This window comes from Photobacterium proteolyticum, assembly GCF_001939735.1.
Lineage (GTDB): Bacteria > Pseudomonadota > Gammaproteobacteria > Enterobacterales > Vibrionaceae > Photobacterium > Photobacterium proteolyticum.
Genome location: NZ_MJIL01000090.1, coordinates 193,780 through 213,765, shown reverse-complemented (window position 1 = coordinate 213,765; position 19,986 = coordinate 193,780). Strand labels below are relative to the sequence as shown.

Genomic DNA, 19,986 nt, shown 5'->3' with positions numbered 1-19,986 from the left:
TGCCAAAGCTATAACCACTACGAGTCCCTACTTCACCAATGTCGGTAAAACGTCGTCGGTCATAATCTTGTCTATTAACGCCCCCGAAAAAAAACTATTGGCCGTTTTCACAACAACTAAATCAAGATCTTTAACAATGGCGATCTCCTGCCCGCCATAACCAACGGCCTTGATGGCCGGATACTTCTTACCTTGATGATAATAGGCCGAATTCCACCAAAAATAGCTGTATTTATTACCGTTGGCCTCAGATGAGGAGGCCGGTTTCATCGACTCGTTAATCCAATCGGCATCAAATAACTGCTTCCCGTTCCATTCGCCTTCATTGAGCACCAGTTGACCCAGCTTCAACATATCACGAGGCCGCAATACGACACCGCCGGCCACATTGGAACGCTGGTCTTCCTGCTTGACCCAAAAGGCATTCTGAAAGCACAGGGCCGACAAAGGGCCTTTTCTGGCGTACTCGCTGACAGAGGGCTGCTTGCTGGCTACGCGGAGAATCTCGCCCATCACACTCACCATTCGTCCGCTGTAGGTAATACTCCCCTTGGTCACACTTAGTGGCTGTGACAACACATAGGCAACAGAGTCATCACTATCGAATTCGGTGCCCAAAGTATCGGGCGAGTTATCTTGATGTCTCAACCAGTTGTCCCAGTAAAGACTAGGGGACATCGTCAATAGGTGCCTGAGAGTAAGCCTCTTCCTATCTCCCTGGAAATACACTTTATAGTCTGGCAAATAACTCACTGCGGATTGGTTGATATCTTCGATAGCCCCCTGTTTAACGGCCATCCCCACCAGCAGTGATGTCAGACTTTTGCTCACTGACAACATCATATGGGGTTCACTCGCCTGCCAGCCGTTGAAGTAACGTTCGAAAACCAGCTCGCCATCTTTGAGGATCAGCAAACTATTTATCATTCCGTAATCCAAACGGCCGCCTTCTATTTTGCTCACTAGAGACTGCATTTTGGGTGTTCGCTTTAACCACCTTTCACTGGCTACTAGGGCATCTGGGTAGGGGGCAGCACACTGTTCACTCACGGGGTGACTGAACTCACTATAGGCTTGCGAGTCACTGTATAGGGCTGAAATATATTTCTGCGGGTCTAATACTTCTCTATGGTAGACATGGCGTACCCCATAGAGACTAACCGCTTTCAGTTGATATCTTCCACCTTGCTTTTTTTTGAATTGGCCGTAGATATCAATATTCGCATTCTTTGCTTTGAACTTACCGGTTTCATCAATCACCAGCTCGACCGAGCTCGGGGACACATGTGCGAAATAACGCTGCCCGTGCTTTTTAATCACGGTATAGGGGATAAGGCCGATGTCCGCCTTATATATCCCGACATAAGGGTCAACATCACTTGCTATGGCCTTTGCCGGAAATAACAGGAAACACAGAACCCAGCAGAGAGAAAAGATAGGTTGACGAATCAAGTTCGAGCGCTGTTGAGGTGGGGAGCCAATCGTCCAGTCACAAAGCTTAATACGCAATTTCATACCTTCCTTAAGTACACATTACGCTAGCAAGGCGGTAGCAGACTAGATTACTAGCTTGCTTACCTATTTAATCCTGCTGTCTACTTGCTAGGCAGAACCCTGCTATCCAATTGATTTAAAATAGGTAATAAACTTGACTATAACAGTCAGTCATTTGCCTCAAAGCAGACGACGATAAAAACTGTTGTCAGCTCACGAAATTGCCCCCCGCTAAAAGCAATTTATTGCCCATATCAGCACAATTTAGAGGCATAACTTTCTTTTCCGATTTAATAGAGCATGTGTTCTATTAATAGATATCCAGCAGTACTACAGTTCTTTGCTTCAACACGTATACCATTCTCAGTTTTGTAGCAGCACAGTAGAAAAACAGTTATCAACTCGCGGACACCACATTCCTCCACTAAGCTAATTTACTATAAAATATCCATATTCATTCGGCTCGGCAGAGCACGCTAACACCATTGATTTCGGGCGCCCTTCGCGGGAAAACATTTTCTGCTGTATTTATCAAGGACAGAACCAGTAACGATTTAAGGTGCTTTCTGTATGGCTATTGCCATTGCCTTGATACTGATTATCATTGCCTCCGTTGCATTCCACTACTACAGTCCGTGGTGGTTGACGCCAGCTGCATCGAACTGGGGCGAGATCGATGATGCCTTCACACTGACCATCATCATTACCGGTGCTTTTTTTATTGTTATCAACCTGCTGATTGCCTGGATAGTGATCCGTTACCGCCATAAGCCCGGGCGAAAGTCGACCTATCAACCGGAAAGCAAAAAGCTCGAGGCATGGCTTATCGGCCTCACTACCGTCGGGATTGTCGCACTGCTGGCACCAGGGCTGGTGGTCTACGGCAAATTCGTCACTGTGCCCGAAGAAGCACAAACGTTCGAGGTAGTCGGCGAACAATGGAAATGGAGCTTTCGTTTTCCCGGTAAAGACAATCAACTGGGGCAGACTGGTATTCAATTTATCTCCCCTACCAACCCTCTCGGGCTGGATCCGGACGATCCGGCATCGGCCGATGACAGAATTGTACTCGGCCCTGAGCTGCATCTGCCGCTGTTTACCTCGTTCAAAGTCTTGCTCAGATCGAAAGACGTCCTTCATGATTTCAACGTCCCGCAGTTTCGCGCCAAGATGGATCTGGTGCCCGGCACTGTGACCTATTTCTGGTTTACCCCGACCCAACGCGGCACCTTCGATATTCTTTGCGCCGAGCTGTGCGGGACAGGGCATTTCAATATGCGCGGACGGGTAATTGTCGAGGATGATGCTAACTTCGGGGTCTGGCTGGCATCCCAACCGACCTTTGCCGACAGTCAGCAACCGCAGGCCAGCAGCGATACCACCAATCTGGTCGAACTGGGAAAAACCTTATCTGAAGTCAACGGCTGTATCGCCTGCCACAGCCTGGACGGCAAACCCGGAGTCGGCCCCACCTGGCTCGGCCTGTATGGCAAAACCGAGCTGATGTCTGACGATGCCGAGGTAGTGGTTGACGATGCCTACCTGCGTACCGCCATCCTCAATGCCGGAGCCGAAATCGTCAAAGGCTATCCGGCCATCATGCCGGTCTATCAGTTTAACGATCAGGAAGTCGAGGCCATTATCGCCTATATCAAAGCGGTATCGGAACCATCGCCAAGCCCATAGCCAACGCTTAAAGAACAAGGGGAAAAGGACCATGTCCAATTACAACACCTCACACGCCGGCGATTCGGATGACCGTCCCCAGTCATTCTGGACCAAGTATGTCTGGAGCCAGGACCACAAGGTCATCGCTATCCAGTATTCGCTCACCGCGATTTTCATGGGTCTGGTCGCCCTGGTCCTGTCCTGGCTGATGCGTCTTCAGCTTGGCTTTCCCGGTCAGTTTGATTTCATTGATGTGAATACTTACTACCAGTCTATGACCTTGCATGGCATGATCATGGTGGTTTACCTGCTGACGGCTCTGTTTCTTGGCGGCTTCGGTAACTACCTGATCCCACTGATGGTCGGTGCCCGTGATATGGTATTCCCGTTTCTCAATATGCTCAGTTTTTGGTTTTACCTGTTGGCATCGCTGATCCTTATCGCCAGCTTCTTCGTTACCGGAGGACCGACAGGTGCTGGCTGGACGCTCTACCCGCCCCAGGCCATTATGCCCGGTACTCCCGGTACCGACTGGGGAATAGTGCTGATGCTGGTATCACTGGCGGTCTTCATCATCGCGGCAACAATGGGTGGCCTGAACTATGTCACCACCGTACTGCAGGCCCGTACCGAAGGGATGACACTATTGCGCATGCCGCTAACGGTATGGGGCATTTTTACCGCTTCGATCATGGCATTGCTTGCCTTCCCTGCCCTGCTGGTCAGCGCCATTATGATGCTGTTCGATAAGCTGCTCGGATCAAGCTTCTTCATGCCCGCGATTATCTCGATGGGCCAGCAGACCGACTACGGCGGCGGCAGCCCAATTCTGTTCCAGCACCTGTTCTGGTTCTTTGGCCACCCCGAGGTCTATATTGTTGCCTTGCCAGCCTTCGGAATCGTTTCCGATTTGATCAGCATCCATGCGCGCAAAAACATTTTCGGCTACAAAATGATGGTATGGGCCATACTGGGAATTGCAGCACTAAGCTTTATTGTCTGGGCACACCACATGTATGTCAGCGGAATGAATCCATATTTTGGTTTCTTCTTTGCAACTACCACCCTTGTGATTGCTGTGCCTACCGCTATCAAGGTCTACAACTGGCTGTTTACCCTCTGGCGGGGGGATATCCATCTAAGCCTGCCGATGCTATTTGCCCTGGCATTTATGAGCAGCTTTATTATCGGCGGATTAACCGGCCTGTTCCTCGGCAACGTAATTGTCGACATCCCTTTATCAGATACCTACTTCGTCATTGCCCACTTTCATATGGTAATGGGCGTCTCCCCTATTCTTGTCATCTTTGGCGGGATATATCACTGGTATCCCAAGATCACCGGACGAATGCTCAATGAGCCCCTCGGCCACCTGCACTTCTGGGTCACTTTTCTCGGTACCTACGCCATATACTTCCCGATGCACTATCTTGGGATCCTCGGTATGCCGCGCCGATACTATGCCTACGATGACTACAGCTTTATTCCGGAATCGGCCCAGAGCCTCAATGCCTTCATTACCATCGCCGCCCTGATTGTCGGCGCCGCGCAGCTGATATTCATCTTCAACCTGTTCTGGAGCTACAAGAAAGGAAAGCAGGCAACGGGAAACCCCTGGCAGGCTACCTCACTGGAGTGGCAAACACCCGATACGCCTCCCCGACACGGCAACTGGGGCCCGTCGCTCCCTGTTGTCTACCGATGGGCCTATAACTTTAGCGTACCGGGACATGACGAGGACTACATTCCGCAGAACTCTCCGCCCGCGCAGCAAACAGACCAGCACGCCTCCAGTGCCGATGAAGATCTTTCCTCGCCAAATGATCTGAAGAGGGACAGCGATGAAGCCTGAACACCATAGCCGCAAAGACGATGCTCAAGAACACAATAACCTTGAGCAGAATGGCCAGCCAAATCAAGCCAAGGTGACCCTCAGCCCGGACGCCGACAGAAAGTACTTTCCACCCATAGAAAATGCTTCTGCCTCCACCGGGGTCTGGCTCCTGATCGCAGTGGTCACTATGCTGTTTTTTCTGTTCTCGGTGGCCTACCGGATCAGGATGACTCTCAATGACTGGCAACCAATCGGAGAACCGTGGCAGCTCAGTATCAGCACTGCTATGCTTGTCATGAGCTGTGTAGCAATGCACCTGAGTTGTCGCAAGGCAGCACTGCTGCCCTCCGTCCATGCCTGCCGCGCCTTGCTGAACCTCGCGGTATTTTTTACGTTGGGCTTTGTTGGGACTCAGCTATGGGCATGGCAACACCTGCTTGCATTGAATTACAGTGTCGGGGGCAACCCGGCCAACAGTTTTTTCTACCTGTTAACTGGCCTGCATGGACTGCATGTGCTGGGTGGGCTGGTAGCCCTGGCGATAGCGGTTTACCACGCTGTCCGCAGACGCAGTGACTCCCTTTACCCGTCACTGAACCTCTGCACCCGGTATTGGCATTTTTTACTCTTTGTCTGGTTGTTTTTATTGGGGCTGTTGCGATTTACATAAGAGGTAAATACGTATGGCCGATTCCCCGTCAACCCAGTCCGGCCAATGGGCATCCATCGTTGCGGACTACTCTGCGGACCAAGCCGTATTCCGCATATCATCCAACAAAGCCATGATGTGGCTGTTCCTGCTAAGCGATATCTTTGTCTTCGGCTGTTTCCTGACCGGCTATATGGCGGTCAGAATGACAACCACCACCCCATGGCCGATCCCCAGTGAAGTCTTTGCCCTGACCATCGGCGGTCAGTCGATTCCGCTGATCCTGATTGCAATCATGACGTTCATTCTGATCACCAGCAGCGGCACCATGGCGATGGCCGTCAATGCAGGGTACCAACGAAAACGCCGCCTCACGGCACTCTTGATGGTGATCACTGCCCTGTTCGGCCTCAGCTTTGTCGGCATGCAGGCATTCGAATGGACCAAGCTGATAGAGGAAGGTGTTCGCCCATGGGGTAACGAGTCAGGGGCAGCCCAGTTCGGGGCAAGCTTTTTTATGATCACAGGTTTCCACGGCTTGCACGTCAGTATCGGCGTTCTCTATCTGCTTATTGTGGCCGCAAAGGTATGGCGGGGAAACTACGAGCGCAGTGGCAACTACGAGATCGTCGAGATCGCCGGCCTGTACTGGCATTTCGTCGATCTGGTCTGGGTTTTCATCTTCGCCTTTTTCTACTTGTGGTAGGAGGATTTGAACATGGACACTGAACACTCAAGTTCGACCGAGCATAAGCAGCAACATCCAATCAGCCTGTATCTGAAAATATGGGGGCTGCTATTTGTGCTCAGTACCCTGTCTTATATGGTCGACTTTTACCATCTAGAGGGACTGCTGCGCTGGAGCCTGATCTTGCTGTTTATGGTGCTGAAGGCCGGCCTTATCGCCAGTGTATTTATGCACATGCTGTGGGAACGGCTGGCCTTGGTTTACACCATTTTCTTACCCCCACTGGTACTCTTGGTTCTCGTGATTCTGATGGCCAGCGAGGCCGACTACATATTCCAGCTGCGGGAAGTCTTTTTTAACGAATAGTTGGTAATATAACAAGGAGGCTCGCAAGCCTCCCTGTTTATTTTCTTCTTTTCTTCAACGCTTCGGACACATTACTACGGCAGCGTTCTCTTCATTTTCGCCCAGCCATTCTGGGTTGCTATCAACCAGTGCGGTGGAGCCTTGCCTATTCCGGCGGGCTTTAACTTGTCATGGGCCAAGGTCACATTGGCCAGAGTAATCTCCTGGTTTGGCTCTACATCAACCATTAATACATGCTTGCCTGATTTCAGCACCTGCTTGAGACGGCGAAACTGGTAGTGCAGCTCCTGAATCCCGAACAATCCGCCTTCCCAGGTAATAAATCCGAGCATCACAATGGCCAGCATAACGAACGGAACCCAACCCACTGTTTCAGTCGCACCGGACAGAAAAGCAACGAGCAGTACCGCTGCCGCCGCACAGACACCGACAACAGCACCAATCTCGGTCGAGTGGATAATATCGTTACGCATAATAGACTTCACAGGGTGAAGATGGTGATGGCTGGCAACCTCGGTATCGTTATCGGTCAAAACATGGATTTGCGGCGGGCTGATACCGCTCAACTCCAGTTCATATTCCACCAATTCCAGGTCGTCTAAGTCATCGCTAATGTAAAAGACCCGCTTCATTATGGCCTCCCGACACTGAATACCTCACTGAACCCATGTCTTATTCATTCAGAGCGATGTCAGTGATTAGCAACAATAGAAAAAACTATTCGTAGTTAAATTTTAATACACATTCAGCCTATTATTTTGGCTTGCTGACATTTCTCTGACTTTTCCCTAACAATCGCTGCGCCCACACCGCATATACTCGCGTGAACAATTGAATATTGACCATTTTGCAGCAATGAAAAAACACCCATTTTTTAGCATCATTCTGTTTACCCTGTTTCTTGGCGGCTGTCAGCTAACCCACGTAGAGGGCGAAGTTGACGGTGTAAATATCAGAGCAACAACTGACGAAAGCAAGACTAGCAGCAACCATGGAAATGGCAGTTTCTGTCCGCCGGGACAGGCCAAAAAAGGCAACTGCTAATATAGTCCCCTAACATTCACTCCGGTGTTAGGGGAGATAGCGAAATACATCCAGTCCGTCAGGGTCGATATCTGGATTGCGACCACTGACGATATCTGCCAGCATTTTTCCTGAGCCGCATGCCATGGTCCACCCCAGCGTACCGTGACCCGTATTGGTGAAAAGGTTGGCAAAAGGCGTCTTGCCGATCACTGGCGTACCGTCCGGCGTCATTGGTCGCAAACCACTCCAGAACTCCGCTTGCTTGATATCTCCGCCTTCAGGAAACAGATCCTGAATGACCATCGAAATTGTCTCTTTCCGCTTTTGGGTCAGGCTGAAATCAAACCCTGCCAGCTCGGCGGTACCTGCTACCCGGATACGATCCTCAAACCGTGTCATGGCTACCTTATAGGTTTCATCCATCACGGTAGATAACGGTGCTGCCGTTGAATCTGTCACAGGTATGGTCAACGAATATCCTTTAACCGGATAGACAGGAAGCTCCATGCCAAGTGATCCCAGCAATGATGTGGAATAGCTGCCCATTGCCACCACATACGCATCCGCGCTGAGTTCTCCGGCACTGGTGGTGACCGAGGAGATACTGCCGTTGTTGTGGTTCAGGCGCTCCACCGACGTATCAAACATGAATTTTACCCCAGCCTGTCTGGCAAGCTCTGTCAGCTGCTGGCAGAACAGGTAGCAGTCACCAGTCTCGTCATCCGGCAGGCGCAGCCCGCCTACCAGCTTGTCTTTTACCTTCGCCAGTGCCGGCTCGGCCGCGATACAGCCCTTCACATCCAGCTCTTCATAACGGGTGCCGCTATCAGCCAGTACCTGAATATCTTTGGCGACCGCTTCTATCTGGGCTTCATTGCGAAACACCTGCAATGTTCCTTGCTGTCGGCCCTCATAACTTAAGTCTTCCTGCTGACGAAGTTCCAACAGACACTCACGGCTGTAGTTAGCAACCCGCAGCATCCTGGCCTTGTTAATCTGATATTTTTTCTGGTTGCAATTAGCCAGCATTTTCGTCGCCCATAAATACAGTTCCGGCGATACCGACGGTTTGATCTTCAGCGGCGCATGTTTTTGTAACAACCACTTCATGGCTTTTACCGGGATCCCCGGAGCCGCCCAGGGTGAGGAGTAGCCGTACGAAATTTGTCCGGCATTGGCAAAGCTGGTTTCTTCCGCGCTCTTGGGCTGCCTTTCGACCACAGTCACATCATGACCGGCCTCGGCCAGATACCACGCCGACGTTAAACCAATAACACCACTTCCCAATACAATTACTTCCATCTCACGACTCTCTAGTTTGCAGGCGACTTTATGGAACGGAGAATGCGTTATTTACATTTACATAACAATCGATAATATTTAACAGCAGTGTTTAGTTTTACTAAAAGCAGACGGAAGAGCTTTTCATGCAACCGATCAAAAGCAGTACCCTGGCCGGTCTGGCAACCTTTGATATTGCGGCCCGCTTCGGCAGCTTCACCCAGGCTGCCGAACACCTGCACATCACAACTGGCGCTGTCAGCCAGCAGATCCGCCAGCTGGAGCATCAGCTCAATTTTCCTTTATTTGACAGACACTCACGAGGTATTCGCCTGACAGAAAAAGGACAACAGCTGTACGCAGTAGTAAGCCAAAGCCTGAATGATATTAACCAGACCGTGGCAAATCTTCAGCAACCTGAAGCCGAAGGCGAGATTCGCCTCAAACTCACCCCTTCATTTGCCTTTAAATGGCTAGTACCAAGGCTTCAGAATTTCTATCAACAATATCCCGATATCAAGATCCAGACGTTTGCCGAAGGTGCGCTTGTCGATCACCAGGACACCAGTTTTGATCTGGTGATTGACTATTGCCGCCAGCCGCCGAGAAACGGGACCCTGCTGCTCAGCGAGAACCTGCTACCGGTAATGAGTCCCGGCTACAGAGACAAATTCGACTGGAACAACAAGGCATGTTGGGAAGCTGCAACATTGCTGCATGATGCGATGCCATGGCGGGAAGCTCGTCAGGACTTTGAGTGGCACTACTGGTTCCAGACAATGAATATCTCTGCCGACAGCCAGCATGGGCACTACTTTAACCGCACCGATATGGCCATGGCTGCTGCTGAAGCCGGATTAGGGGTTGCGATGGCCCGCTGTGCACTCATCAACAAGGATTTTGCAACCGGCAGACTGGTGTCTCCTTTCAAGCCGATACCGGCCAATGCCGGATACTATCTGATCCAGCACCGTGACAATCAGGCAATAGCCTGTTTTGTCGACTGGCTCGATACTCAGGTACTAAAAATCGATGAGCAGATACTTTTTCCAAATGAATAAGTGTGTGCTAACAATTGATTCCCCAAGTCACCTCATCAGGCTGAGTTAAATGGCCAGGGAGAAAGTGGGCCCATTCATGCTTTGAGCACAACAGGAGAACAGCAATGTTATACAAAAAAGGACTGGCTATCGGGCTATTGGCATTTTCTATCGCAGCCCAGGCAGCAACATCCGAGGATTTAGTCAAGACAACGCATTCATGGGATGGGCAAACACTTCCGGCCTACACGCTGAATCAGCCAGAAGTCACCATCAAGAAGATCACCGTAGCTCCCGGTGAAAAGCTGCCTTGGCACCAGCACCCGGTGATCAATGCCGGCATACTATTGAGTGGTGAGCTAAGAGTAACCACAACAGATCAGGTACTGGATCTCAAAGAAGGTGATACCATTGTCGAGGTAATGAACACCTCGCACTTTGGCGAAAATACAGGCAAGACACCTGCAGAAATCATTGTATTCTATCTTGCCGAGAAGGGAGCAGAAATCACCGTGCTAGATAAAAAATAAAGCAGACCATGGGCCTGCTCTAAAGCTTTTGTCGAGCTAGCGCACTAAAACGCTGATTTATCAATAATACGATCAACCGGGGTAAGGTCTATCTGACTGACCCTTCGCTCTCGCTCAACGGTTGAATCACCAAAATGAATTAGCTCTTTATCTTTGGTGACAAAATATACGCCTTCCAGATACGGCTCAGTTACTTCAATATTGGTGTATGTCGAGCGCCCTTCTCCAGAACAAGTATCGAACACCATAGAGCCCCAAACAAAAGCGGAACCGTCTTGTTTAACAGCAACATTATAATTGCCCTGTGAGGCGGTCTTATCGATACCAGATAACATAGCCTCCTCATCGATAGTCACGTCACAAATGTCATTCCAACTCAATACCTGAGCCGAAGCAATTTTTAACGCCCAATGCGATGTCCTTGCCGGGTCATCAAGCTGTTTGTAAACATCAGGGTTATTGGCCGACAGTTGGACCCCATCTGTACCCTTACCCCAGAAAGTAATCTGGTCATCATCATGATAAGCAGCAAACGCCTGCGGTAAGCTGATAATTTTATTTACATTATTTAAATTAACCTGTTCAGTCGAGCTATCAGCGCCAAAGCCTGCGTTTTCAGGCAAACCCCACGTCAGCACGGTGCCATCATTTTTGAGCCCGGCAAAAGCAAAACCGTTAAATGCAACTGACTCAATTCCTATAAGCGGCTCGGTTAGTTTCGTGCGATCATCAAGCTTACTAATGTCACCCCATACAACCACTTCCCCGGATTGCGTTAACGCAATATAGCCACCTTCTGCTGCTTGCACTTCGCGAATATTTACGAGTTTTTCTTGAACAGAACTTGAGTCACCACCATTGTTCGGATCACCCCATGAAACTGCACTCCCATCAGTATTCAAAGCAATAAATGACTTATTATTTGAATAAATAGCCTTAACTTTTTTGAGATATGGACGGGCCAGCGTCAAGTCGCCCCCCATAGCACTATCTCCATAGGTATATAAGCTGTGATTAGTTGTCAGAGCCGCAATGGCACGATGTGTAAATACCACCTCTTTAACATCGGCAACGTTTACGTACTTGCTTTCACATTCACCAGTACCATTATTACAGTCAATATATACAACATGCAGCAAACCGCTTTCTTCCAGCCCGGCGATAATATCTTGTCTGCTCTTCAGCCATTTCAATTTCTCTGCCCCAAATTGCTCCCCATTCTTGGCTCTCACTCTCGGGTCGCCCCAGCTAAACACCACACCATTACTACGCTGTGCTGCAAAAAAACCTCCATTTCGAACGCCAGGGCTACTGGTTAGCATAATCACATCGGAAAGCAGCGGTCTGACATCATCCCTAATTCCATCCTGATAATTTCCGTCATTCTGCCAATTAAAACCCCATGTAGATACCGAACCGTCTGTCATCAAGGCAGCAAAACTATGAGTACTTTGTACCAATTCCGATATGTGAACAGGCTGATAAGTGACATATTGGGTATCGCTATCACTTCCGCGCGCAGAAAAAGCGGTTACCGATAAAGTTACCGGCTGTCCCGCATACACTGGGATCATCATGAAATCTTTACCGGACTGGCGATATACATCACTATCACTTGTTTTTACCGTCCAGGTATATTGTGTCTTAGCCGGATCACAATATTCACACACCGAACTGGCTGTAACCGTCGCGCCAGGAACAAGCGTATTCTGCTTATCTAATGAAAGGACTTTCGGCTTGGCTACTTTAACAATACGGGACATCGTTGCCTTATTCCCTTGCCCATCAGTCGCCGAATAGACCACTTCAGTTTCACCCACTACCGACGTATCAACCTCACCGTTTTCAATGACAACGGTTACCTCACCATCGATATTATCAACGGCGTTGGCTCCTAGCTCCTGATAACTCGCTCCCAAAGCGAGCTTTACACTGCTCTCGCCATTTAATGATAACTGCGGTGCTTGCTGATCTTGCACGGGAACGACATGAACAGTCCGCTCAATCGTTGATGAGTTTCCAGCTTGATCTACTGCGATATAGCGAATAGTGTACACACCAACCTGCTGACTATTGACACTTCCTTCACTCGTCACTGAAACTGTGCCATCCACATCATCGACAGCTGTTGCTCCTTCGTCCTGATAATTCTCACCTAAGATAACCGTCAGGTTCTGACTACCACTAATCGAAATAACAGGGGCCTGTGTATCTTGTTCCTTACCGACTGGTTGAAGTGATTCTGTTTGTTCATTTGCTTGAGGACTGATTGTTGCGTCAGATGAAGAGCCGCCACCGCAAGCAGAAAGAAGCAAAGCTAACGGGATGATGATTGAATATTTCACTATTATTCGCTCTTTGGATAAGTTTAAGCTGAATATAATGAAGGCTTATAAATCATACAATTAGAATGGTTTATAGTAGACTAGTAATGTGAAAACGATCTTATATTAAACACATTTCACACATAGTGGAATCGTTGAAGGGAATACTGGTGCTTGAACCTAAACCAATTACATTCAAGCACCTCCTGACTAGTTGTAAGCCATCTAGTGAGGAAAGCAATTCAGTGAACTAACAAATACTGATTTTGGTCGATGCCTTGTTCACATTACCTGCATTGGTTGCTATCTGACGAGCAATTGCCAGAGGCTGGTTTTCTTTTAGCTGATCAAACAGCGCCGCTTTTGTCTTGAGCTCTTCGAGCTCAGCTTTGTCTATGATTGTCTGGTGCACAGGGATCGGGGCTGTATCGCATTAAGTTACCTTCTGACACGAAGGGCTCGCATTCGATACCATGGAGATATAACACACCTTTGTGGTTCATGAAATTAGAATCGCTACGATTTAGATCCAGAGCCTGACCGTTTATATCACTGGCCCAAAATGCTGGCGAAGACTGAGCTATCGCTGCTGTTGCACTGAAGTCCCAAAGGCTTCCCCCGCCTTTCTGAGCCTTAGGTAGTTTAAGGTAACACGCGGGAGGATTCTCAAACACACCAATCGCATTCATCACCGCACCACAGCTATTCACTATCTTCAGCCCATCATAGCCCTTGGTCTTTATCAAGCGATCAACTTGTTCAACGCAAGTCTGGTAGCGGGGATCACCTTCAAAGCTACGATCAATATACAAAGTAACACAGCGATGCTTCGTCACAGGATGCCAGGGTAAGCCATTTTTCTGCAAAACGGGATGATCGTCAGAGACCAGTGCCTGATACGTATCACCCGTTGCCGGGTTATGAACCACACCGATAACAGGATCACCCGATTGGCTCACCAGGGCGATAGATACTGCAAAACCCGCCGAGCCCTCAATGAACGGCAATGTGCCGTCTAACGGATCGATACACCAGAAATAATGTTTTTGGCGCCGAGCATGTTCAGTAATATTGTCCTCGCTGGCATTCTCTTCGCTAAGGACAGCCAAATCATATTGCTCGATGCTCGGCTGGAGAACATCAAGAATCAATGTCTGGCTATGAAGATCGACCTGGGTGACAACCTGTGAGCTCAAGCTGTTACCCGCCGCCTTATGATCAACTTTCAACTGCGACCGATCAAAAGTGGCTATGTATCGCCCGGCGGTAAGCGCAGCCTCGGTCGCTAACGCCAAGAGTTTTTCTAGCTGTGAATTAGACAGTTTCATCATTTACCTCATTGGAACCCAATTGCGCCAAGGCTTGCCGCGTCAGGCCTTCGGTATAGACGTTGATCTTCCAGTGATCCGGGCACCAGCCTTTGACAAAGCGTTGAAAGTCCGCCCAGGCCACACAATATAACGGTCGCCACTCCCGCTCAATCTGCGCCGGGTCAAGCTTCGGTTTCAACTCGGCAACAGCGTGTTGAAGTTCAGCAAAATAGTAATCAAGCAGGCTTGGAACACGATCTTCGCACTCATCAAAAGGAATACAGCTGCTTATAAACAAGATAACATCCTTCATACCACACCCTTTGCCGACATATTGAAAGTCGACGGCTGCCGCACGATCACCTTCGGGTGTAAAGCAGAAGTTCGCCAGTTTGGCATCACCATGCACCAAGGTTTGATAACGACTCTGTTTCAGCGCTTGATCGATGATTCCGGCCGCCTGCTTAAGCGGAAAATCAGCCAGTGCCGCCAATTCGTCAGGTCGTGTCTCCAAATGCCAGTAGGTACCGCTTTGCCATAACCCGCGAGGCTCTTGAGCAAGATGTTGGGCATGAAAATAAGCAAGCCAACGAAGACAAGCCTCTACCTGAACCTGCGTCGCCTCTTTGACAACGTCACTAAAACCGAGCGTTTTCAGATCCTCAAGCACGATAAGTATTTCATTATCATGCTGTTCGACATAAAGGCTCTTGGGTACCGGGCACTGCTTAGAACAAACATTGGCATAACCCTGATACCAGCTCACCTCAACCCGATAGGAAGTCAACTTACGTTGATGAGATAGTTCGGTATTCCAGCCTCTGGGGTGGTGTTTAGGCTGTGGCAACTTGATATGTTTAACAATCACCGACTCATATTGACTATTGTTCAATGCCGCGCGAAACAACTCCCCGTACCCTCCCCACAACGGCTGGATAAGCTGAATGTCAGCAATGCTCTTAGCTCCCGTCACCCGGGAAACCTTGTGCAAGATACCTGTAGATATAGTCATGTTTTCGTCAATGAGAGTGATTGTCAGGCTAGTGTACAAAATTCTGCATGAAAACACCTTTTCAATGTAGAAGATGGCCCAATCGTTCAAAAAACCAGCAAACAGTTAGATTTCCGTGATTTTCTCCGCATTTTTCCGACTTAATAAGCAACTGAAATCACAAATAAATTACAAAATGAAAAAACTAGCATATTGATTTAATATCAGTTTTCAAAAAGTAGCATTATTTTATTATCTTTTTTTGATCTGTTACGTTTATATCTCAATTTAATATTTGAGCTAGCTATGACCAACAATACCACTAATTTAACTATCGATGAAATTGAAGACAAATTAACAAGTCTTTCTGTTTCTGACGATTTCTTAGCAGTGCTAAAAGATTCATCCACAAACAATTCTGATATCGCGGAACTGTTATATCAGTATTATCTCAACGTAAGTGATTATAATAACGCAATATATTATCTAGAACTCAGTGACAAGTTCAATGATAGCTATGCACAACTCTATCTTGCCTCCCTTTACCAGCAAGGCAAACACTGCGATAAAGACGAGGATCGAGCTCAGGCTTTGTTCGAGCGTTCAGCGCTAAATGGCGACTCTGAGGCTCAATACGAACTAGGTGCCAGCCTGCTATTAAGTGCAAACAGCCAGGAAGAGATTGAACAAGGCGCCTATTGGTTAAATGAGTCTTACCTCAATGGTAATGATGACTCAAAACTATTACTCGATGCTATCTAACCACTTTTCGTTATTAATCAATAAAAAACAGAACAGGAATAATAAAAAAAGACATTCACTGCGCTATCTTCAAAATCGACAAAAGTATATCAATACCGTATTATATTCCCCGCATCCCAAGGGGAATATTACATTAATTTCAACAAGCTACTTCATCAATACTAACACCACCTCCTGACTGTTTTATTTCAGCGCCCAATAACACTCTCTCTTCCTTTTTTTACACCTTCATTAAAGAGCAATAAATACCTTAATAGATCAAATATTTATTTTTTGTAGGCATACCAACATTCTCTATCAGCACTACGTGAAGCATTTCGAAAACTGTAACAAAGGCAGCGTTATGATCAGATAATCAGCTGGCCATAACGGTTAAAGGCATATCGGCTTACTACCGCCAGAGAGGTTGCAGCAGACAATGTCGCCGAGATAAAGATCGCCACCATGATCACAAGCTGATACTTAACGGCCAGCAATGGCTCGGTCCCGCCTAATATCTGGCCTGTCATCATTCCCGGCAGGCTGACAATACCCAGTGTAGTCATGGAGGCCAATTGAGGTGCCAGGGCCGTTTTTATCGCTGTTTTAATAAACGGCTGTGCCGGGTTTGGTGCTCCCATCGCCATATAAAACTGATACTCGTTTTGCTTTTCCTTTAGACCACTGTACCAGCGCTCAATCGCCAGCACGTTAGCCGTCAGGCAGTTTCCGAGCAACATACCGGCAACCGGGATCATGTACTGCGCCTGCCACCAGGGATCGGCCTGGATCACACCAGCCAGCAGCGCTGGCAGTATAACCAGCAGAGCCACTACTTGTCCGGCAATCACAGCCGGCATCACAGCCTTCAGTTTCACTTCCGCCCGGCGACAAATGCTGTATCCGGCTACCACGATCATAACCGTTAGCCATAACACATTGAGCCCCAAATTTTGAAACTCAAACAAGGCTTGCAGATACAAGCCAACCACGGCTAGCTGTAATGTCATTCGCAGTGCGGCCACAACCACTGCCCTACCCAAGCCTAGCTGCCAGCGATGAAACAATAATAACGGGATCAACAACAGCAGATAGAAACCGCCCATTGCCAGATTGCTTATATTCAATGCTTCATTCATGGTTAGCCTCCATTGCATGCTGATACTGACAGGCTTGCAGCCAAGCTGGATCATGTGAGACAGACACCATCGTCAGAGATTGCTCCGAGAGAACGGCAATCACCTTATCCCGAGTAGCCGGATCGAGAGCTGATGTCGGTTCATCAAGTAACCATACCGGACGTGACATCAACAGTGCCCTGGCAATAGCCAGCCGTTGTTTCTCGCCACCAGATAACTGAGAGGCCATCTTGGTTAATGGATGAGATAGTGAAACTTTTGTCAGGGCGGCAAGGCATTGCTGTTCATCCGGCAGAGGTGATTTCATCGCTTTCAGACACCAAGGCAGAAGGAGTACTTCCCCAATGGTTTCAGCCCCCATTACAGGTTGTTGCGGCAGATAACAAAACTGCTGTCGCCACCAGCTAAGCGACTCGGCATCCACCAACTTGCCTTGCCACTTGAAGCTGCCGGTAGAAGCAGGCCGCAATCCGGCAAGTACTTGCAACAAACTGGTTTTCCCGCAGCCAGACGGGCCAGATATAGCCAAATGATCGCCTTTGTGCAGTGTTCGGGTTAAGTAATGATGTCTGGAGCTTTCCAGACCGGAGCCAAGATGACTGATAGCCAATTCATTGTTTATTGATTGTTTCATCTACTCTTCATCCAAACGACTCCCGACCCTTGCAGTCTAAAGACTCAATAACCATGATTCAAATTGATGAAAATCATCTAGCTAACCAGTTTGATTCATGCTTTCGTTCCTCCAGAGAGAACCGCATTAAAAAAGGCTTTAACAACATTACTGTCATTAAAGCCTTCATATATCATCACCTGCAACAATTAACTCATCGCAGCTTATATAGATTTCTTACAACTTAAAGCGGGTGATCAATGCCTGCAGTTCTTCACCCAGTTTCGCAAGTTCCTGACTGGATGCAGAAGTTTGCTCGGAAGCCGCAGCCGTTTGATCAGACACATCCTGAATCGCATTGATCCGCACATTTACATCTTCTGCCACATCACTCTGCTCTTTGGCAGCATTGGCAATCTGCAGGTTCATATCCGTAATAGTTGCCACTTCTTCGGTTATAGCCGCCAGGGTCTGGTTGACATCTTCAGCCATTGTGACCATCTGCTGCACTTGCTGCTGGCTATTGCCCATTTCAGTGACAGCTGATTCACTCCCCGTTTTCAGGGTTGTGATCATGGATTCAATCTCGACGGTCGAGTCTTGTGTTTTCTGGGCCAGCGCGCGGACTTCGTCTGCGACAACAGCAAAGCCTCGGCCAAACTCCCCTGCGCGTGCAGCTTCAATAGCTGCATTCAATGCCAACAAGTTGGTTTGATCGGCAATGCCTTTGATGACATCGAGAACCGAAGCAATACTTTCGCTATCATCACGAACCTGCTGAATAACACCTGCCGATTTCTCCACATCAGATGCCAACTGGTTCATCCCCTGTACCGTACCGGCCACAAGTTCATTACCTTTTTGTGTTTGTTGGTTAGCCTGCTTGACCGCTTCAGAGGTAGAATTCGCTCGGTTGGCAACTTCTTGCGAAGTCGCATTCATCTCGGTCATTGCTGTCGCAACTTGTTCTATATCCGATTTCTGCGCATTAACCCCGGCACTGGTTTGCGTCGTCACCGCCGACAGCTCTTCTGAAGCTGTCGCAATGTGGTTGATACTGTCATTGAGGCGAACCATCACTTGCTGCAAATGACAGCTCATCGTACCGATAGCTACAAATAAATCACCGATCTCGTCTTTTCTGTTCGCCTGAATATCAAGAGTCAAATCACCTCCAGCGATCTTCTGGGTCATCGCTACCGCCTCATGCAGCGGACGAACTATCTGGCGGGTAATAATCACACTGACAACAAGACCGGCAATAATACCGAACAGGGCAAGTACAATACTGGTAGCTTCAATGGTCCAAATATTATCAGCCAGACGGGTCTTCTGGATCTTACGGATCTCATCAGCCAGCGACTGGGCCTCACGGGCATTTATCAGCATAGCTTCATTGGCCTTTTCCATGCTGGATGCGTAATTCACATAATTATTGAACGACACGGTATACTGGCTGACATTTTCCAGTACTTTATCAGCCATTTCTTTATGCTTTGTTGTGCGATAGCGATTTTTCAGCTCATTCATCAACTGAGTCATATCCGCAATATGTTCCTCGACCCGAGTAGCATATTGATTATCCAACGTTAGCATGAAGTTCTTTTCGGCACGGCGGGTCTCCAACATCCATTTGATAAGGCGATTTGCATCGTCACCCTTTTCAATTTCCAGAGCAATGCGCTCGCCTTCAGCTTGCGCTGCTATCAATGCCTGATACGCCGTTTTATGATCCTGGCGGACACTCGTTAGCAACATATCAACATCTCGGGCACGCTCTCTCATGACCTCAGATGCTTGCTGTCCTCGTAGCTTTAGATCCATGTAGTTATTGAACTCACGGTGATAAGCTCTCGTTGCTGCTATCATCCGATCCATGTTCACTTTGTCATCCTGCTCGTCAGCGTTATTTTTCTTCTCTTCCGCCAGCGAGATGAGGTCGTTAACAACCTTGTTGATCCCTGAAACAGAACTATCAGTACCTCTGATAACATAATTTTTTTCGTTAATACGAGCTTCTTTAATGAATTTAACCATCCGGTTTACATCATCCGCCGTATCGACATCCTTCTCTAGGGATGTAAAACCAAGAAATGCATTCATGGTCAAGAATGACATCAATATTAATATTAATCCGAAACCAAAAGATAACTTGGTTCCTACTTTTAAATTCTGGATATTAAACATCAATAGCCTTGTTGCAGTGAAAGTAATGGCGCAATAAAAAATGCACACGAATTGGTTATTCGCATGCATCACATATTATCAAGGCAGAATAGTATACAGTATATC

Annotated in this window: 19 protein-coding genes; 9 read left to right on the top strand and 10 right to left on the bottom strand. The window is 48.2% G+C overall.

The genetic code is table 11. The features are described from left to right. Window positions 1-27: 27 nt before the first annotated feature. On the bottom strand, window positions 28-1,515 hold the full coding sequence (locus BIT28_RS21040; RefSeq protein WP_075766901.1) for a serine hydrolase domain-containing protein: 1,488 nt from the start codon (window positions 1,513-1,515) through the stop codon (window positions 28-30). Window positions 1,516-2,064: 549 nt separating this feature from the next. Here BIT28_RS21040 and BIT28_RS21035 point away from each other — a divergent pair. From BIT28_RS21035 to BIT28_RS21015, 5 genes are read left to right on the top strand one after another with little or no spacing between them, the layout of a single operon-like run. After that, a complete protein-coding gene (locus BIT28_RS21035) occupies window positions 2,065-3,180 on the top strand; it encodes a cytochrome c oxidase subunit II (protein WP_075766900.1) in 1,116 nt (371 codons plus the stop codon). A gap of 31 nt (window positions 3,181-3,211) precedes the next feature. After that, a complete protein-coding gene (gene ctaD / locus BIT28_RS21030) occupies window positions 3,212-5,014 on the top strand; it encodes a cytochrome c oxidase subunit I (protein ID WP_075766899.1) in 1,803 nt (600 codons plus the stop codon). Further along, a complete protein-coding gene (locus BIT28_RS21025; protein WP_083652022.1) occupies window positions 5,004-5,666 on the top strand; it encodes a cytochrome c oxidase subunit 3 in 663 nt (220 codons plus the stop codon). Before ctaD ends, BIT28_RS21025 begins: the two co-directional genes overlap by 11 nt. Before the next feature lie 13 nt (window positions 5,667-5,679). After that, window positions 5,680-6,351, top strand: a complete 672-nt coding sequence (locus BIT28_RS21020; RefSeq protein WP_075766898.1) for a heme-copper oxidase subunit III family protein — start codon at window positions 5,680-5,682, stop codon at window positions 6,349-6,351. Between the two features lie 12 nt (window positions 6,352-6,363). Continuing rightward, a complete protein-coding gene (locus tag BIT28_RS21015) occupies window positions 6,364-6,699 on the top strand; it encodes a cytochrome C oxidase subunit IV family protein (RefSeq protein ID WP_075766897.1) in 336 nt (111 codons plus the stop codon). 74 nt (window positions 6,700-6,773) lie between these two features. Here BIT28_RS21015 and BIT28_RS21010 read toward each other — a convergent pair whose 3' ends face one another. Further along, the gene (locus tag BIT28_RS21010; protein ID WP_075766896.1) at window positions 6,774-7,331 is read right to left on the bottom strand and encodes an NAD/FAD-utilizing enzyme; all 558 of its coding nucleotides are present in this window, start codon (window positions 7,329-7,331) and stop codon (window positions 6,774-6,776) included. A 223-nt stretch (window positions 7,332-7,554) separates the two neighbouring features. Here BIT28_RS21010 and BIT28_RS21005 point away from each other — a divergent pair, with 223 nt between their 5' ends. Then, window positions 7,555-7,743, top strand: a complete 189-nt coding sequence (locus BIT28_RS21005) for a hypothetical protein (protein ID WP_075766895.1) — start codon at window positions 7,555-7,557, stop codon at window positions 7,741-7,743. 27 nt (window positions 7,744-7,770) lie between these two features. On the opposite strand, the gene BIT28_RS21000 is transcribed toward BIT28_RS21005, so the two are convergent. Next, window positions 7,771-9,027: a D-amino acid dehydrogenase gene (locus BIT28_RS21000; RefSeq protein WP_075766894.1), complete on the bottom strand. Its 1,257-nt coding sequence runs from the start codon at window positions 9,025-9,027 to the stop codon at window positions 7,771-7,773. Window positions 9,028-9,152: 125 nt separating this feature from the next. Here BIT28_RS21000 and BIT28_RS20995 point away from each other — a divergent pair, with 125 nt between their 5' ends. Together BIT28_RS20995 and BIT28_RS20990 are read left to right on the top strand one after the other, a co-directional pair. Then, window positions 9,153-10,067 (top strand): LysR substrate-binding domain-containing protein, encoded by a 915-nt coding sequence (locus BIT28_RS20995; RefSeq protein WP_075766893.1) that lies wholly within the window; start codon window positions 9,153-9,155, stop codon window positions 10,065-10,067. Between the two features lie 104 nt (window positions 10,068-10,171). Beyond that, entirely contained in the window at window positions 10,172-10,576 is a 405-nt protein-coding gene (locus BIT28_RS20990; RefSeq protein WP_075766892.1) for a cupin domain-containing protein, read from the top strand. 44 nt (window positions 10,577-10,620) lie between these two features. Here BIT28_RS20990 and BIT28_RS20985 read toward each other — a convergent pair whose 3' ends face one another. The 4 genes from BIT28_RS20985 to BIT28_RS20975 form a co-directional block, all read right to left on the bottom strand. Beyond that, the gene (locus BIT28_RS20985; RefSeq protein WP_075766891.1) at window positions 10,621-12,921 is read right to left on the bottom strand and encodes a DUF5011 domain-containing protein; all 2,301 of its coding nucleotides are present in this window, start codon (window positions 12,919-12,921) and stop codon (window positions 10,621-10,623) included. Window positions 12,922-13,150: 229 nt separating this feature from the next. Beyond that, window positions 13,151-13,312: a hypothetical protein gene (locus BIT28_RS29675; protein WP_175577576.1), complete on the bottom strand. Its 162-nt coding sequence runs from the start codon at window positions 13,310-13,312 to the stop codon at window positions 13,151-13,153. After that, a complete protein-coding gene (locus BIT28_RS20980) occupies window positions 13,284-14,231 on the bottom strand; it encodes a 3'(2'),5'-bisphosphate nucleotidase CysQ family protein (RefSeq protein ID WP_245823814.1) in 948 nt (315 codons plus the stop codon). Before BIT28_RS20980 ends, BIT28_RS29675 begins: the two co-directional genes overlap by 29 nt. Continuing rightward, complete coding sequence (locus BIT28_RS20975; protein ID WP_075767018.1) at window positions 14,215-15,222, bottom strand: phosphotransferase; 1,008 nt, start codon at window positions 15,220-15,222, stop codon at window positions 14,215-14,217. The genes BIT28_RS20980 and BIT28_RS20975 overlap by 17 nt, the downstream gene beginning before the upstream one ends. Before the next feature lie 285 nt (window positions 15,223-15,507). Between BIT28_RS20975 and BIT28_RS20970 the strand changes: the two genes are divergently transcribed. Then, window positions 15,508-15,963, top strand: coding sequence for a tetratricopeptide repeat protein (locus BIT28_RS20970; RefSeq protein ID WP_075766889.1), 456 nt, complete (start codon window positions 15,508-15,510; stop codon window positions 15,961-15,963). Window positions 15,964-16,310: 347 nt separating this feature from the next. On the opposite strand, the gene BIT28_RS20965 is transcribed toward BIT28_RS20970, so the two are convergent. The 3 genes from BIT28_RS20965 to BIT28_RS20955 all read right to left on the bottom strand — a co-directional run bounded on the left by BIT28_RS20965 (window position 16,311) and on the right by BIT28_RS20955 (window position 19,812). Continuing rightward, window positions 16,311-17,081 (bottom strand): ABC transporter permease, encoded by a 771-nt coding sequence (locus BIT28_RS20965; protein ID WP_075766888.1) that lies wholly within the window; start codon window positions 17,079-17,081, stop codon window positions 16,311-16,313. Further along, window positions 17,074-17,715: an ABC transporter ATP-binding protein gene (locus tag BIT28_RS20960; protein ID WP_075766887.1), complete on the bottom strand. Its 642-nt coding sequence runs from the start codon at window positions 17,713-17,715 to the stop codon at window positions 17,074-17,076. The genes BIT28_RS20965 and BIT28_RS20960 overlap by 8 nt, the downstream gene beginning before the upstream one ends. A gap of 216 nt (window positions 17,716-17,931) precedes the next feature. After that, window positions 17,932-19,812: a methyl-accepting chemotaxis protein gene (locus tag BIT28_RS20955; protein ID WP_175577575.1), complete on the bottom strand. Its 1,881-nt coding sequence runs from the start codon at window positions 19,810-19,812 to the stop codon at window positions 17,932-17,934. Between the last annotated feature and the right edge of the window lie 174 nt (window positions 19,813-19,986).